The sequence below is a fragment of the Promicromonospora sp. NPDC050880 genome, assembly GCF_044456525.1.
Taxonomy (GTDB): Bacteria; Actinomycetota; Actinomycetes; order Actinomycetales; family Cellulomonadaceae; genus Promicromonospora.
In genome coordinates this window covers 439,939-454,156 of sequence record NZ_JBITFV010000002.1, presented here as the reverse complement: position 1 = coordinate 454,156, position 14,218 = coordinate 439,939, and the positions used below count along the sequence as shown (strand labels likewise).

The 14,218-nt window shown below is 74.8% G+C and carries 13 protein-coding genes and 1 riboswitch; of the genes, 11 read left to right on the top strand and 2 right to left on the bottom strand.

The genetic code is table 11. From position 1 onward, the window contains the following. The first annotated feature begins 31 nt into the window (after positions 1 to 31). The 9 genes from ACIBBF_RS05905 to ACIBBF_RS05865 all read left to right on the top strand — a co-directional run bounded on the left by ACIBBF_RS05905 (position 32) and on the right by ACIBBF_RS05865 (position 9,368). Complete coding sequence (locus tag ACIBBF_RS05905) at positions 32 to 1,963, top strand: DAK2 domain-containing protein (RefSeq protein ID WP_397411461.1); 1,932 nt, start codon at positions 32 to 34, stop codon at positions 1,961 to 1,963. Beyond that, positions 1,960 to 4,245 carry an ATP-dependent DNA helicase RecG gene (locus ACIBBF_RS05900; protein ID WP_397411459.1) on the top strand — a complete coding sequence of 762 codons (2,286 nt, stop codon included), beginning with the start codon at positions 1,960 to 1,962 and terminating at the stop codon, positions 4,243 to 4,245. The genes ACIBBF_RS05905 and ACIBBF_RS05900 overlap by 4 nt, the downstream gene beginning before the upstream one ends. Before the next feature lie 65 nt (positions 4,246 to 4,310). Next, the gene (locus tag ACIBBF_RS05895) at positions 4,311 to 5,288 is read left to right on the top strand and encodes an endonuclease/exonuclease/phosphatase family protein (RefSeq protein WP_397411457.1); all 978 of its coding nucleotides are present in this window, start codon (positions 4,311 to 4,313) and stop codon (positions 5,286 to 5,288) included. A 102-nt stretch (positions 5,289 to 5,390) separates the two neighbouring features. Next, on the top strand, positions 5,391 to 6,008 hold the full coding sequence (gene rsmD / locus ACIBBF_RS05890; protein WP_397411455.1) for a 16S rRNA (guanine(966)-N(2))-methyltransferase RsmD: 618 nt from the start codon (positions 5,391 to 5,393) through the stop codon (positions 6,006 to 6,008). After that, positions 6,005 to 6,517, top strand: coding sequence for a pantetheine-phosphate adenylyltransferase (gene coaD / locus ACIBBF_RS05885; RefSeq protein ID WP_397411453.1), 513 nt, complete (start codon positions 6,005 to 6,007; stop codon positions 6,515 to 6,517). Before rsmD ends, coaD begins: the two co-directional genes overlap by 4 nt. Positions 6,518 to 6,679: 162 nt before the next feature. Then, the gene (locus tag ACIBBF_RS05880; protein WP_397411451.1) at positions 6,680 to 7,234 is read left to right on the top strand and encodes a YceD family protein; all 555 of its coding nucleotides are present in this window, start codon (positions 6,680 to 6,682) and stop codon (positions 7,232 to 7,234) included. Between the two features lie 2 nt (positions 7,235 to 7,236). Further along, positions 7,237 to 7,431, top strand: a complete 195-nt coding sequence (gene rpmF / locus ACIBBF_RS05875) for a 50S ribosomal protein L32 (RefSeq protein ID WP_108495103.1) — start codon at positions 7,237 to 7,239, stop codon at positions 7,429 to 7,431. A gap of 1 nt (position 7,432) precedes the next feature. Then, positions 7,433 to 8,197, top strand: a complete 765-nt coding sequence (gene rnc / locus ACIBBF_RS05870; protein WP_397411449.1) for a ribonuclease III — start codon at positions 7,433 to 7,435, stop codon at positions 8,195 to 8,197. After that, positions 8,190 to 9,368: a DNA-formamidopyrimidine glycosylase family protein gene (locus tag ACIBBF_RS05865; RefSeq protein WP_397411447.1), complete on the top strand. Its 1,179-nt coding sequence runs from the start codon at positions 8,190 to 8,192 to the stop codon at positions 9,366 to 9,368. The genes rnc and ACIBBF_RS05865 overlap by 8 nt, the downstream gene beginning before the upstream one ends. 393 nt (positions 9,369 to 9,761) lie before the next feature. On the opposite strand, the gene ACIBBF_RS05860 is transcribed toward ACIBBF_RS05865, so the two are convergent. Together ACIBBF_RS05860 and ACIBBF_RS05855 are read right to left on the bottom strand one after the other, a co-directional pair. Next, positions 9,762 to 10,739 (bottom strand): NAD(P)-dependent oxidoreductase, encoded by a 978-nt coding sequence (locus tag ACIBBF_RS05860; RefSeq protein WP_397411445.1) that lies wholly within the window; start codon positions 10,737 to 10,739, stop codon positions 9,762 to 9,764. A 95-nt stretch (positions 10,740 to 10,834) separates the two neighbouring features. Continuing rightward, a complete protein-coding gene (locus ACIBBF_RS05855) occupies positions 10,835 to 11,782 on the bottom strand; it encodes a C40 family peptidase (protein ID WP_397411443.1) in 948 nt (315 codons plus the stop codon). Further along, a riboswitch (cyclic di-AMP (ydaO/yuaA leader) is annotated at positions 11,783 to 11,961 on the bottom strand. 126 nt (positions 11,962 to 12,087) lie between these two features. On the opposite strand from ACIBBF_RS05855, the gene ACIBBF_RS05850 reads away from it, so the two are divergent. Both ACIBBF_RS05850 and ACIBBF_RS05845 read left to right on the top strand, forming a co-directional pair. Next, complete coding sequence (locus tag ACIBBF_RS05850; protein WP_397411441.1) at positions 12,088 to 13,713, top strand: phytoene desaturase family protein; 1,626 nt, start codon at positions 12,088 to 12,090, stop codon at positions 13,711 to 13,713. Positions 13,714 to 13,746: 33 nt separating this feature from the next. Further along, positions 13,747 to 14,184 carry a GNAT family N-acetyltransferase gene (locus tag ACIBBF_RS05845; RefSeq protein WP_397411439.1) on the top strand — a complete coding sequence of 146 codons (438 nt, stop codon included), beginning with the start codon at positions 13,747 to 13,749 and terminating at the stop codon, positions 14,182 to 14,184. Positions 14,185 to 14,218 lie beyond the last annotated feature (34 nt).

Sequence of the window (14,218 nt, the reverse complement as noted above, 5' to 3'; positions counted from 1 at the left end):
CCGTCCCGTGCCACGTCCAGGAGGGCAGAGCGTGACCGACGTCGACAGCGGCAGCAGGGCGACCGGACCCGGGCCGTTCCCCGCCGGCGTCCGTCTCGACGACCCGGCAGTGGTGCGTTCCTGGACCCGCGGCGCGACCGCGGCCCTGCGGCGTGAGCGCGGCGCGATCGACCAGGTCAACGTCTTCCCTGTGGCGGACGCCGACACCGGCACCAACCTCTACCTGACCCTGCGGGAGGGGGAGCGAGCCGTCGAGCGTGCGCCCGCGGACGCGAGCGGACCGGAGCTCCTGGCGACGCTCGCGCGGGCGGCCCTGCTGGGCGCCCGCGGCAACTCCGGCGTGATCCTCAGCGAGTGGCTGCGCGGGCTGGCGGTCGCCGCACGGCGCGGGGGCGACGCCGCCGACCTGCTCCGGCGGGCCGCGGTGTCCGCGCGGTCCGCGGTCGAGCGGCCGGCCGAGGGGACCATCCTCACCGCGGCGGATGCGGCGGCGGATGCGGCGGCGGATGCGGCGGCGGATGCGGCGGCGGATGCGGCGGCGGATGCGGCGGCGGATGCGGCGGCGAGTGTGACGGCGAGTGTGACGGCGGACGCCGCACTCGGTGTGGCGCCGGACGTCGCAGCGGACACAGCGGGGGACGCAGCGGCCGGCGCCGTGCGCGGGCCGGAGGCCGGGCCTGGCAGCGGCGCGGGCGGGGACACCGCCGCCGTGGCCGCAGCGGCGGCCGCGGCCCGGGCCGCAGCCCGGTCGAGCCGGGACGAGCTCGACGCCCTGCGGACGGCGGGCGTGCTCGACGCCGGGGCGCTCGGCCTGGTCCTCGTGCTCGACGCGCTGGTGGCGGCGGTGTCCGGGCGGCCGGCCGCTCCCGGGGCGGAGCCGGCGCCCGCCGGAGTGTCAGTGGCGGGCGGCAGCATGGACACCGTGAACCTGGACGAGCTGCTGGACGCCGCCGCGGGGCTCCCCGTGCCCCGGCCCGCGGAGCCGCACGGCGCACCGCACGGCACCGGCGCGCTGGAGCTGATGTTCGTGCTCACAGGCCCGGTCGGCGACGGTCCGGAGTCCGTGGCGGCCGGGCTGCGCACCGCGCTCGCCGAGGTGGGCGACTCGGTGGTCGTGGTCGGCGGGGACGCCGGCACGGGCACGGGTGTGTGGCAGGCGCACGTCCACACCGACCGCCTCGACGCCGCGCTCGCCGTCGCGGCGGCCGCCGGTCGCGCGGGGACGCTCGCCCAGGTGCACGTGCGGCACCTGGAGGCGGCCGGGCAGCACGAGTGGGGCGTGGTCGCGGCCACCGCGGCCCCGTCGCTGGCGGCGGAGCTGGCGCGGGCCGGCGCCGTCGTGCTGCTGACGGGCGGGGTCGAGGCCGTGGTGGAGCCGTTGACGCCCGACGACGTGGGGCGGGCCGCCGGGTCGACCGGCGCGCGGCGGGTGCTGTTCCTCGGGCCGGGGGCGGCGCCCGCGGGCGAACGGACGCCCGGCGTCGCGGACACGGCGGCGGCCGATGCAGCGAGGGCCGATGCGGTGGCGGCCGATGCGGTGGCGGCCGGCGCGGGCACGCCGTTCGACGTCGACGAGGTGGTGGCCGTGACGACGCCGTCGGACGTGCACGCCGTGGTGGCGCTCGCGGCCCTCGGGACGGTGCTGCCGTTCGGCGCGCCGGCCGACCCCGGCGTCGACGCGCGCAGGGTGGTGACCGACGCGCTCGACGGGCTCGTCGTGGTGACGGCGGGAGCCGACGGTGCGACCGGCGTCCTGCACGGTGCGGCCGGCCCCGCGACCACGGTCGTGACGGCTCTGCTGGACGCCGGCGTCCCGGACGACCTGCCCGAGCGTCTCGCGGCGACGCTCGCCGGGCGCGCACCGGACGCCGAGCTCGTGGTGCTGGCGACCGGCCTCCCGGGCGACGGCGTACGCCTGGGCGTGGAGTCCGGCGTCGGGCAGGAGACGGAGGGGGACGCATGACCGCACGGGTGGAGGAGCGGTTGGAGTGCGCGTTCGACAAGCGCACCGCGACGGCGCTGGGCAAGCTCGGGCTGCGCACCGTGGGCGACCTGCTCGGGCACTACCCGCGCCGGTACGCGGACCCGGGTGCGCTGGAGGACATCGCGGCCCTCCAGGTCGGTGAGCACGTGACCATCCTGGCCAAGGTCGAGCAGGCGACCGTGCGGCCCATGCGCAACCGCAACGGGGCGCTGATGGAGGTGGTCGTGACGGACGGGACCAGCCGGCTCTCGCTCACCTTCTTCGGCAAGCACCGCGGCTCGCTCTACAGCCACGAGAAGCGGCTCGTGCCCGGCGCGAAGGGCCTGTTCACGGGCACCGTCGGGCTCTACCGGGGCACACGCCAGCTCACGCACCCGGACTTCACGCTCATGGGGGAGGAGTCCGACCTCGACAGCGACGAGGCTCTCCTGGAGCACGCCACCAAGCCGATCCCGATCTACCCGGCGGCGGCCGGCATCCCGAGCTGGAAGATCCAGGGCGCCCTGCGGGTCGTGCTGGACACCCTGACCGATGCCGACGTGCCCGACCCGGTGCCCGACGAGGTCCGGGAACGCCATGGCCTGCCCGGCCGGGCCGCGGCCCTGCGCAGCCTGCACCGGCCCGCGACCATGGAGGAGGCCTACCAGGCGCGGCACCGGATGCGGTTCGAGGAGGCGTTCGTGCTGCAGGCGGCGCTCGCGCAGCGCCGCGCGCGCACGGCGGCCGAGGACGCCACCGCCCGCCCGCCGCTGCCCGCGGGCACACCCGGCCTCCTGGCCGACTTCGACGCGTCGCTGCCGTTCACGCTCACCGACGGCCAGCGCTCCGTGGGGCAGGAGATCGCCGCCGAGCTCGCCGACCCCCGCCCCATGCACCGCCTGCTCCAGGGTGAGGTGGGCAGCGGCAAGACGGTGGTCGCGCTGCGCGCCATGCTCCAGGTGGTCGACGCCGGCGGCCAGGCCGCGCTGCTCGCACCCACCGAGGTGCTGGCCGCGCAGCACGCCCGGACCCTGCGCACCCTCCTCGGTCCCCTGGCGGAGGGCGGCACGCTGTTCGGCGCGGAACGCACGGGCGCGAGCACCCGCGTGGCGCTGCTGACCGGCTCGCTGGGCGCGAAGGCGCGCAAGGAGGCGCTGCTGCAGGCCGCGAGCGGGGAGGCCGGGATCGTGGTCGGCACGCACGCGCTGCTGTCGGAGCACGTCCAGTTCGCCGACCTCGGGCTCGTGGTCGTAGACGAGCAGCACCGGTTCGGCGTCGAGCAGCGGGACGCGCTGCGGGCCAAGGGGCGCGTGTCGCCGCACCTGCTGGTCATGACCGCCACGCCCATCCCGCGGACCGTGGCGATGACCGTGTTCGGCGACCTCGAGACGTCGTCCCTCACCGAGGTGCCGGCCGGCCGCGCGGGCATCACCACCGTCGCCGTCCCGGCCCGCAACGTGCGCTGGACCGACCGCACCTGGGCGCGCGTCCGCGAGGAGGTCGACGCCGGCCGCCGCGCCTACGTCGTGTGCGCGCGGATCCACCCGGACGAGGACCAGGCGGGCGCCGCCGGCGTGAGCGGCCGGGCCGCGGCGAAGGACTTCGACGACGTGCCCGAGTTCCTCGACCCGGCGGACCCGGGCACCGACGGCGCCGCCGACCGGCCCCCGCTGCGCGCCGTGCTCGAGGTGGTCGAGGAGCTGCGCTCGCGGCCCGAGCTGGCCGGCGTCGAGATCGGCGTCCTGCACGGGCAGATGCCACCCGACCAGAAGGACGCGGCCATGGCCGCGTTCGCCTCCGGCGAGGCGCCCGTGCTCGTCTCGACCACCGTGGTCGAGGTGGGCGTGGACGTCCCCGAGGCCACGGCGATGGTCATCTTCGACGCCGACCGGTTCGGCATCTCCCAGCTCCACCAGCTCCGTGGCCGCGTGGGCCGTGGCACCGACCCGGGCCTGTGCCTCCTCGTGTCCGACGCCGAGCCGGGCACGCCGGCCTTCGCGCGCCTGGAGGCGATGACCCAGACCACCGACGGCTTCAAGCTCGCGAACCTGGACCTGGAGCTGCGCAGCGAGGGCGACGTGCTCGGGGCCGCCCAGTCCGGCCGGGCGAGCTCCCTGCGGCTCCTGCGGGTGGTCAAGGACGCCGGGCTCATCGAGGAGGCCCGCACCGCGGCCACCGACGTCGTGCGGGCGTCGCCCGATCTGACGGAGTTCCCGGAGCTCGCCGCCGCGATCCGGGCACAGCTCGACGAGGACCAGGAGGAGTTCCTGGAACGCACGTGAGGACCGGGTGAAAGGGATGACCCACGCCTTACGTTCGAAACAGGCAAACGATAGAGTCCCCGCCGATGACGGTCGACGCGAGGCATGCGATACACAGCGACAGGCCCGCGAAGACCGCGTGGCAGCGTGGCAGGCTGCTGGCGCTCGGATCCGTGCTGGTGGCGGCGCTGCTGCTGGGCCACGAGCTCGTGCCCAACCGGTGGGGAAACCTCGGCAGCCTGGTCCAGACCTTCCTGCCCTGGCTCGGGCTCGCCGTACCGCTGGGCATCCTCGCCGCCCTGGTGCGGCGGTCGGCGCTCGCGATCCTCGTCGTCCTGCTGCCGCTCGTCGCCTGGATCTGGGTCTTCCTGCCACAGATCCGTCCGCCGGAGCCGGCCCCCGCGGACCTGACGGTGGTGCAGCACAACGCGAGCGACACCAACACCGACGTGGCGGGCACGGCCGAGGTGCTGCTCGCCGCCGAACCCGACGTCGTGACCCTCACCGAGGTCTCCCGGGAGACGGCCGAGCAGTACACGCGCGCGTTCGGGGAGGCGCTGCCCCACCACGAGACGCAGGGCACCGTCGGCGTCTGGTCGCGGTACCCGCTGCGTGACGCGACCCCCGTGGACATCCGGCCCGAGGGTGTCGAGGCGACCTGGGACCGGTGCCTGCGCGTGGTGATCCGGCGCGAGGATGCCGCCGTCACGCTGTTCGTGGCGCACCTCCCGTCGGTCCGGTTCGGGAGCGGCGGGTTCGAGACCGGGCTGCGCAACGCGAGCGCGCTGCAGCTCGCGAACGCCGTGGCCGCCGAGGAGAGCGAGGCGGTGCTCGTCGCGGGCGACCTCAACGCCGTGCTCGCCGACGACGCGATCGCGCCTCTGACCAACCTCGTCACCGCGCCGACCACGGGCTTCGAGCTCACCTACCCGGCGACCTTCCCGGTGGTGCAGATCGATCACGTGCTCGCCCGCGGCGCCACGGTCACGGAGACCCGCGCCCTGCCCCGCACCCCGAGCGATCACCTCCCGATCCTGGCCCGCATCGACACCCCCTCTTCCTGACCCGACACGACCGTTGAGTGCGGGACATTCGCCCTTCTTCGCGTGCCGGAGGGGCGAATATCCCGCACTCAACGGTGCCGGGGGCGGGTTAGGGTCGGGGGCGTGAGCAGGATCGTGGCGGGGGTGGTCGGCGGGCGGTCGATCGCGGTGCCCGCGAAGGGCACCCGGCCGACCAGCGACCGGGTCCGCGAGGCCGTCTTCTCCCGCCTGGAGCACCTCGACGTGCTCGACGGCGCCCGGGTGCTCGACCTCTACGCCGGCTCGGGCGCGCTCGGGCTGGAGGCCGCCAGCCGCGGCGCGGCCACGGTGACCCTCGTGGACAGCGCCCGCCCCGCGACCGACGTCGCCCGCCGGAACGTCGCCACGCTCGGCCTGACCGGCGTGCGCGTCGTCACCGACACCGCCGAGCGGTTCGCGGCGGCGCTCGCCGGGCCGGGGCGGGCTGCAGGCCCCGGGCTCGACCTCGTCTTCCTCGACCCGCCCTACGACCTCGGTGAGGACGCGCTCGCCGTCGTGCTCGCACACCTGGCCGTGCCCGGCGTCCTGGCCGACGGCGCGGTGGTGGTCGTGGAGCGGTCGACCCGGACGCCGGAACCGGCCTGGCCCGACGGTCTGGAGCGGTTCGCCCGCAAGGACTACGGCGAGACGGTCGTGTACTACGCGGAGCCGGAGGTCCCGGACGCCGGCCCCGCGGATCCGTCGGATAGCGTGAGCGCGTGACCACCGTCGTCTGCCCCGGGTCCTTCGACCCCATCACCCTCGGCCACCTCGACGTGGTGCGCCGCGCCGCCACGATGTTCGACGACGTCGTGGTCGGCATCGCGAAGAACCCCGGCAAGTCCGGGCTGCTGGACCTGGAGACGCGCGCCTCGCTCGTGCGCGCCGCGGTGCACGGCGCAGCGCAGACGGATCCGGCGATGGCGCGGGTGCGGGTCGCCGTCGTGCCCGGACTGCTGGTCGACTTCTGCCGGGAGGCCGGGGCGGTCGCCGTGGTCAAGGGGCTGCGCGGCGGCGCGGACTTCGACGCCGAGCAGCCGATGGCCCTGATGAACCGGCACCTGTCCGGTGTGGAGACGATCTTCCTGCCGGGTGATCAGCGGTACGCGCACATCGCGTCGTCGCTGGTGAAGGACATCGTGCGGCACGGCGGACCGGTCGACGACCTGGTGCCCGCCGGGGTCGTGGACGCGCTGCGGTCCGCGCTGGGGGTCTCGCCCGCCGGGTCGTGAGGGCTGTCACCCCGCACGGTGCGCGTGCCGCTCGCCCGATGTCGTAGGATTGGCTTTTGGTCCCTGGCGTGCGGTTGCGCGCCGGTCCACCCCCTTCCCCGTCCGCCCGGACAACCGTCTTCCTCGGAGCCTGCCATTTCCCGCGAACCGAACTCGCCGCTCGTGCTCGACACGCACGAACTGTCTCGGCGTCCCGGAACGTCACGGACGCACACCGCGACCGTGCAGGCACCTGCCGACCTCGGCACCGCCGTGATCGGCATCCCGGAGGGTTCCGACCTTGAGCTGGACCTCCGGCTCGAGGCCGTGATGGAGGGCGTCCTGGTCTCCGGGACGGTCCGCGGCACGGTCCAGGGGGAGTGCAGCCGCTGCCTCGACCCGATCTCGTACGAGACCGTCGTCGACGTCACCGAGCTGTTCGCCTACCCCGAGAAGGCCGCCGCGTCGGCCGAGGCGGGGGACGACGAGGTCCAGGACGAGGAGTCCGTCCTGGAGGACGATCTGGCCGACCTGGAGCCTCCGCTTCGGGATTCGGTCGTCACTGCACTACCATTTCAACCGTTGTGCCGGGAGGACTGCCCGGGCCTGTGCTCCGAGTGCGGAGCGCGTCTGGCCGACGACCCCGGTCATCACCATGACGTAGTCGACCCTCGTTGGTCGGCGCTGCAGAGCATGCTCGAATCTACGAGCGTGTCGGACGAGACGAAAGAGAGCTAGCCGTGGCTGTTCCGAAGCGCAAGATGTCGCGCAGCAACACCCGTGCGCGTCGCTCGCAGTGGAAGACCACCGCAGCGACCCTCACCACCTGCCCGCAGTGCCAGGGCAACAAGCTGCCGCACACCGCGTGCCCCACGTGCGGCACCTACAAGGGTCGCACCTACCGCGACGCCCTGAAGACCGTTCACGCGGGCTGACGTGGCCAAGGGCGGGACGTCGCCGGCACGGCCGGAACCTACCGCGCTGCTCGAGAAGCTCGGGGTCCATCTGGACCCCGAGCTTCTTGTGCTGGCACTGACCCACCGGTCGTTCGCGCACGAGGCCGGTGGCATCCCCACGAACGAACGCCTGGAGTTCCTGGGCGACACCGTGCTGGGGCTCGTGGTCACCGAGGCGCTCTACCGGCGTCACCCGGACCTCTCCGAGGGCGATCTGGCGCGCATGCGGGCGGCGACGGTGTCGCAGCGCGCGCTGGCCGCCGTCGCGCGCACCCTGGGCCTGGGCAAGTACGTGCTGCTCGGCAAGGGTGAGATCCGCACGCGCGGCTTCGAGAAGGACTCGATCCTGTCCGACACGGTCGAGGCCCTGATCGGTGCCACCTACCTGTCGCACGGCCTGGAGACGTCGCGCGCGCTCGTGCACCGGCTCGTGGACGCGACGCTCGACGTCGCGGCGGGCCTGGGCGCCGGGCTCGACTGGAAGACGTCGCTCCAGGAGGCGTCCGCCGAGCGCGGCCTCGGCGCACCGGAGTACGTCGCCACGTTCGAGGGACCCGAGCACGCCCGGATCTTCCACTCGACGGTCGTGATCGACGGGGTCACCTACGGCTCCGGTTCCGGGTCCGCGAAGAAGCACGCGGAGCAGGGCGCTGCCGAGGAGACCTACCGGGCGCTGCTCCAGAAGTTCCCCCTCCCGGGGTCCGGGGACACGTCCGGCAGCAAGGCGTCGGCCGCCGGTGCCTGAGCTTCCCGAGGTCGAGACCGTCCGGGACGGCCTCGACCGCCTGGTGGTCGGCGCCGTCGTGCGCGACGTCGAGGTGTTCCGCGAGTACAGCGTCCGCCGGCACGACGGCGGCCCCGGCTCGTTCCGCGACCAGCTCGTGGGCCGGCGCCTGGCAGCGGCGGTGCGCCGCGGCAAGTTCCTGTGGTTGCCGCTGGAGCTCCCCGGGCCAGGGGACCGTGCGGCCGGGCCGGGGGACTGTGCGGCCGGGCCGGGCATCCAGGCGAGCGCCCCGGCCGACGCTGGGCGTGCGCTCCCGACCACGCTGCAGACCGCGCTGCCGGCCGCTGCACTGCTGGCGCACCTGGGCATGTCGGGTCAGCTCCTCGTGCGCGGGGCGACGACCGGCGACCCCACGCCGGGCGACGCCGCCGTCGGCCCGGACGGTGCCACCCCGGCCGACGACTGGCGGCACCCGCACCTGCGCGTCCGCCTGCACCTGACCGGCGCGCCGTCCGGGGCGCGCTACCTCGACTTCGTCGATCAGCGCACGTTCGGGCACCTGAGCGTCCAGGATCTCGTGCCGGACGGAGCGGCCTCACCCGTCACCTCGCCCGTCGCCTCGGCTGTCGCCTCGCCCGTCGCCTCGGCCGTGGCCGGAGCGTCTGCCCTGCCCGCTCCGTCGATCACATCCGCCCCGGCCGGTCACGGTTCGGACCTCCCGCTGCTCCCGGAGCCCGTGGCGCACATCGCCCGCGACCTGCTGGACCCGAACCTCGACCTGAACAGCCTGGTCCGGCGGGTGCGCCGGCGTCGGACACAGATCAAGCGCGCGCTCCTGGACCAGACGGTCGTGTCCGGCGTGGGCAACATCTACGCCGACGAGGCGCTGTGGCGCGCACAGGTGCACTGGGCGCGTGCGACCGACCGGCTCCGGGCCGCGGACGTGCGCCGGGTGCTGGACGCGGCGGCCGAGGTGATGCGCGAGGCGCTGGCCCAGGGCGGCACGAGCTTCGACGACCTGTACGTCAACGTCAACGGGCAGTCCGGTTACTTCGACCGGTCGCTGGCCGTGTACGGCCGGGAGAACGCGGAGTGCCGCCGCTGCGGCGCGCTGATCCGCCGTGACCCGTTCATGAACCGGTCGTCGTTCACGTGCCCCGTCTGCCAGCCCCGCCCCCGCACGCCGAGATAACGCCTGAACGGCAGAGACGCCGAGATGACGCCCGAACGCAGAGAGTGCGCTTCTACCCAGCGATTGTGCCCAGAATCATTGCCGTTTCTGGGCCTAATCGCTGGGTAGAAGCGCACCTCCTGCCACACCCGCCCGGCCGGGAGCGTCGAGCGCGCCGGACTCGGCGGGGAGCGTCGAGCGCGTCCGCCCGTGCCTGCCGCCCCGTCGCCTTGGGCCCGCCCCGTCGCCTTGGGCCCGCCCCGTCGCCTTGGGCCCGCCCCGTCGCCTTGGGCCCGCCCCGTGGCCTTGGGCCCGCTCCGACGCCTTGGGCCCGCTCCGACGCCACGGGCCCCGCCCCGTCACCTTGCCCCCCGCTCTGCCCCGCCCCGCCCCGCCCCGTCGAGCCACCCCGCGCTATCGCGCCGTCACGTTGCGGATCGGGCTGCCCGCCCGCCAGGCCGTGAGCTGGTCGGCCAGGAACTGAGCCGCTCGCCGGGGGCGCCCGCCCGCCACGTGCGGGGTGAGGATCAGGTTCGGCACGTCCCACAGCGGCGAGTCCGCGGGCAGCGGCTCGGTCTCCATGACGTCCAGGGCGGCACCGGCGAGCCGCCCGGAGCGCAGCGCGTCCTCCAGGGCGGCCTCGTCGACGGTCGCGCCCCGGCCCACGTTCACGAACCGCGCGGTCGGCGGGAGCAGGCCCAGCAGGCGGGCGTCGAGGATGTACCGGGTGGTGGGCAGGGCGGGCAGCAGCGAGACCAGCAGGTCGGTCTCGGCGAGCTGGGCCTCCAGACCGTCTGCTCCGACCACCGGGTACCCGGCGCGCTCACCGGCACGGGAGGCGACGCCGGTGACCTGGGCACCGAGCGCGGTCAGCAGCGGGGCGAGCCGCAGGGCGATCGAGCCGAAGCCCCAGATCGTCACCCGTGCCTCGTCGAGCGTGTACTCGCGGCCGGTGACCGGGTCGGCCTGGGCGAACGTGATCTCCTTGGCCCAGCGGTGCTCCTGCTGGGCGGCGAGCGAGACGTCGATGCGGCGCACGGTGGCCAGGATCAGGGCGAGGGCGTGCTCGGCCACGGTGTCGTCGTGCAGCGACTGGCCCGAGGAGACGACGACGTCGGGCGCGAACCCGGCTCGGAGCACGACGTCCGGCCCCGCGGTCAGGGTCTGCACCCAGCGCACGCGGGTGAGCCGGCGGGCGGCGTCGGCGACGACCTTCGGCGGGCTGGACCAGGTGACCAGCACGTCGGCGTCGGTGTGTTCCTCGGGGACCGGCTCGTTCATCGCGTAGGCGACCACGCTGTCGGGGCCGCCGGGCGCGAAGGAGGCTCCGCCGTCGGGCAGGCGGGACGGGAAGTCGAGGTCGAACGGTACGTCCGGTACGAGGATCTTCACGCCGGGGACGTTACCGGACGGGCGCGGGTGTGCACCCACGACGCGGAACGCCCGCCGGGCCGGGGGACCAGGCGGGCGTTCCGGGACCGGGAGGGTCAGCCCGTCACCCGGATGTAGACCGGGTTGTTCTGCCACATCTCCGTGTAGTGCACGGGGACGCCCTCCTGCTGGGCCTCGACCACCATGCCGTCGCCCGCGTAGAGGGAGACGTGGCCGGACGTCCAGACGATGTCACCGGGCTGCGCCTCGGCGGCGGAGACCTGGTAGCCCACGGTCGCCATCGAGCTCGAGCTGTGCGGGAGGTCGATCCCGAGCTGCGCGTAGACGTACTGGATGAGCCCGGAGCAGTCGAAGCCACTGGGGGAGGCTCCGCCCCACACGTAGGGCACGCCCACGTACTCGAGGGCCAGGTTGACGGCCTGCTGGCCCAGGTCGGCGGAGCTCTCCACGGCTGCTGCCGCAGCGGCCTCCGCCTCGGCCTCCACGGCTGCTGCCGCAGCGGCCTCCGCCTCGGCCTCCGCAGCGGCTGCGGCGGCGGCCGCTGCTTCCGCCGCGGCGGCGGCCTCGGCCTCGGCGCGGGCCTTGGCCTCCGCCTCGGCCTTGGCGCGTGCCTCGGCCTCGGCCTTCGCCTTCGCCTCGGCGATGCCTTCCTCGGTCTCGGCGTACGGGGTCACCGACACGCGGCCGCTCTCGGCCCAGAAGTCGGCGTTCTGCGTGACCTTGACCTTGGTGACCAGGTTCTCGGCCAGGCCGGCCGAGATCGTGGTGTCGACGGTGTTGCTGACCGGCGTGGCGTTCGCGAGCGTGGCCTGGGTGTGCGACTCGGCGGGCGCGGTGTGGGCGGTCTGGGTGAAGACCGAGGCCAGCATGCCGGAGGTGACGACCGCGATGGCGCCCGTGCGGGCGGCATTCTCGGCGGCGGTCTGGGTGAGTGCGGTGAAGGGGGTGAGAGCGGGGCCCTCGGCGCGGTGCCGACCCCGGCTGGCGGGACGGTCTGCCTGGTCGTCCGCCCAGTCGTGGGTGCGGTCGGTGAGTACGGTCACCAGTGATCTCCTCGGACGCCTACGAGGTGAGCTGTCGGGTTCGGATGGGGAGTTCGATCACCCGGCCTCGTACGAGGCTTCACCCCGAGGACACTCGCGTGCCCGGCTTACCTGGTTCCCCCGCCCCTGTCACGTCGTAGCTGCTCAGGTCCGGTGACAGGGCTCGGCGTCCGGACCTGGACCTCCCCGCTTCTGGAGAGGTGAGACCGACCGTACCGGGGTCCCTGGCAAATGTCACGATTAGGTCACATACCGTCCTGTGATGGAACTCTCTTGGCAATGAGTTCCGTGTCACCATGTCCGCCATGGTCGATCCCACCGCGTCCCCGCGCCTGCACTCCCGGTACGACGCCGTCGTCGTGGGCGGCGGGCACAACGGCCTCACCGCCGCGGCGTACGCCGCTCGCAGCGGACGGTCGGTGCTCGTCCTGGAGCGCGCCGACCACGTGGGCGGCGCCGCCGTCTCGGCCCGCCCCTTCGCGGGTGTCGACGCGCGCCTGTCGCGCTACTCCTACCTGGTCTCGCTGCTGCCGCGGCGCGTGGTCACCGAGCTCGGGCTGCCGGTCACGCTGCGGCGGCGGCGCTGGTCCTCCTACACGCCCGTGGCCGACGGCGGCCTCCTCGTCGATACGGGGGACGACGCCGCCACGCGGGCCTCGTTCCGGAGCCTGACCGGAGCCGACGCGGACTTCGAGGCGTGGGGCCGCTTCTACGCGACGACCGCCGAGGTCGCCCGCCGCCTCGCGCCGACGCTCACCGAACCCCTGCTCACACGCTCGGCCGTGCGGGACCTCGTGGTCGACGGCGTGGGCGAGGAGGCCTGGCGAGCCCTGTTCGAGGAGCCGCTCGGCGCGCTGCTGCGGCGCACCTTCGCCGACGACGTGGTCCGCGGCATCGCCGCCACCGACGGCCTCATCGGCACCTTCGCCGACATCGACGAGGCGTCCCTGCGCCAGAACCGGTGCTTCCTGTACCACGTGATCGGCAACGGGACCGGCGACTGGGACGTGCCGGTGGGCGGCATGGGCGCCGTCTCGGGCGCCCTGCGCGACGCCGCCGTGTCCGCCGGCGCCACGATCGTCACCTCGGCGACGGTCACCGCCGTCGACCCCGGGGCCACCGGCGTGGAGGTCACCTGGACCGGCGCCGACGGGCGCACCCGGGGCGTGACCGCCGGGCACCTGCTCGCCGGGTGTGCGCCGGCCGAGCTCGACCGGCTCCTGGCCGCTGCCGGCCGGGGCACGGCCGACGGGCGGGACGTGGCGGGGGCCACCACGTCCCCGGCGTACCCCGAGGGCGCGCAGCTCAAGGTGAACATGCTGCTCGACCGGCTGCCCCGCCTGCGCGACGGCGTGGACCCGGTCGCGGCGTTCAGCGGCACGCTGCACGTCAACGAGTCCCTCACCCAGCTCCAGACGGCGTACGCGCAGGCCGCCGCGGGCCGGGTGCCCGACCTGCCGCCGAGCGAGATCTACTGCCACACGCTGTCCGACCGGTCGATCCTCGGCCCGGACCTGGCCGCGACCGAGGCGCAGACCATCACGCTGTTCGGGCTGCACATGCCCGCCCGGCTCTTCCGCGCCGATCCCGACGGGGCCCGCGAGCGGGCCCTCGCGGCCACCCTCGCCTCGCTGAACTCGGTGCTGGCCGAACCGGTCGAGGACGTCCTGGCGCACGACGCCGACGGCGTGCCCTGCCTGGAGGTGCGCACCCCGGTGGACCTGGAGGGCGACGTCGGGCTGCCCGGCGGGCACATCTTCCACCGCGACCTGGCCTGGCCGTTCGCCGAGTCCGCCGACGACGCCGGGCGGTGGGGCGTCGAGACGGAGCACCGCCGGGTGCTGCTGGCGGGTGCGGGCGCCCGGCGCGGCGGCGGGGTGAGCGGCATCCCCGGCCGGGCGGCGGCGATGGCGCTGCTGGGCGACGGCTGAGGCCGTCCACGATGACGCCGCCTACGATGAGGCGTGCAGATCCGACGCGCCGTCCCGGCCGACTCACCCGCGGTCGCCCCGCTGCTCGGCCAGCTCGGGTACCCCACGACCGCCGCTGATCTCGACGCCCGGTTCGCGCGCGTGGCCGGGAGCCCGTACGACGCGGCCTGGGTGGCTGTGGAGGACCCGTCCGGTGCGGTGGCCGGGTTCGCCGCGGGCCACGTCCGCAGTCCGTTCGAGCTCGACGCGCCCGTGGCTGAGCTGACCGCCCTCGTGGTCGACGAGACACGGCGCGGCACCGGCGCCGGGCGGGCGCTCGTGGCGACCGTCGAGGACTGGGCGCTCGCCCACGGCTGTGTCCGGATCACGGTGTCCTCCGCGTTCCGGCGCGAGGGCGCGCACGCCTTCTACGAGCGGCTGGGGTACGAGCAGCGCGCGAAGAAGTTCGACAAGAGCTTGCCGGCTTCCTGATCCCCGGCGCACGACGCGCAGCACCAGGCACGGT

Coding starts and splice junctions, on each gene's coding strand:
- ACIBBF_RS05900 (WP_397411459.1), top strand. CDS start 1,960: ATGACCGCACGGGTGGAGGAGCGGTTGGAGTGCGCGTTCGACAAGCGC.
- ACIBBF_RS05895 (WP_397411457.1), top strand. CDS start 4,311: ATGACGGTCGACGCGAGGCATGCGATACACAGCGACAGGCCCGCGAAG.
- ACIBBF_RS05850 (WP_397411441.1), top strand. CDS start 12,088: ATGGTCGATCCCACCGCGTCCCCGCGCCTGCACTCCCGGTACGACGCC.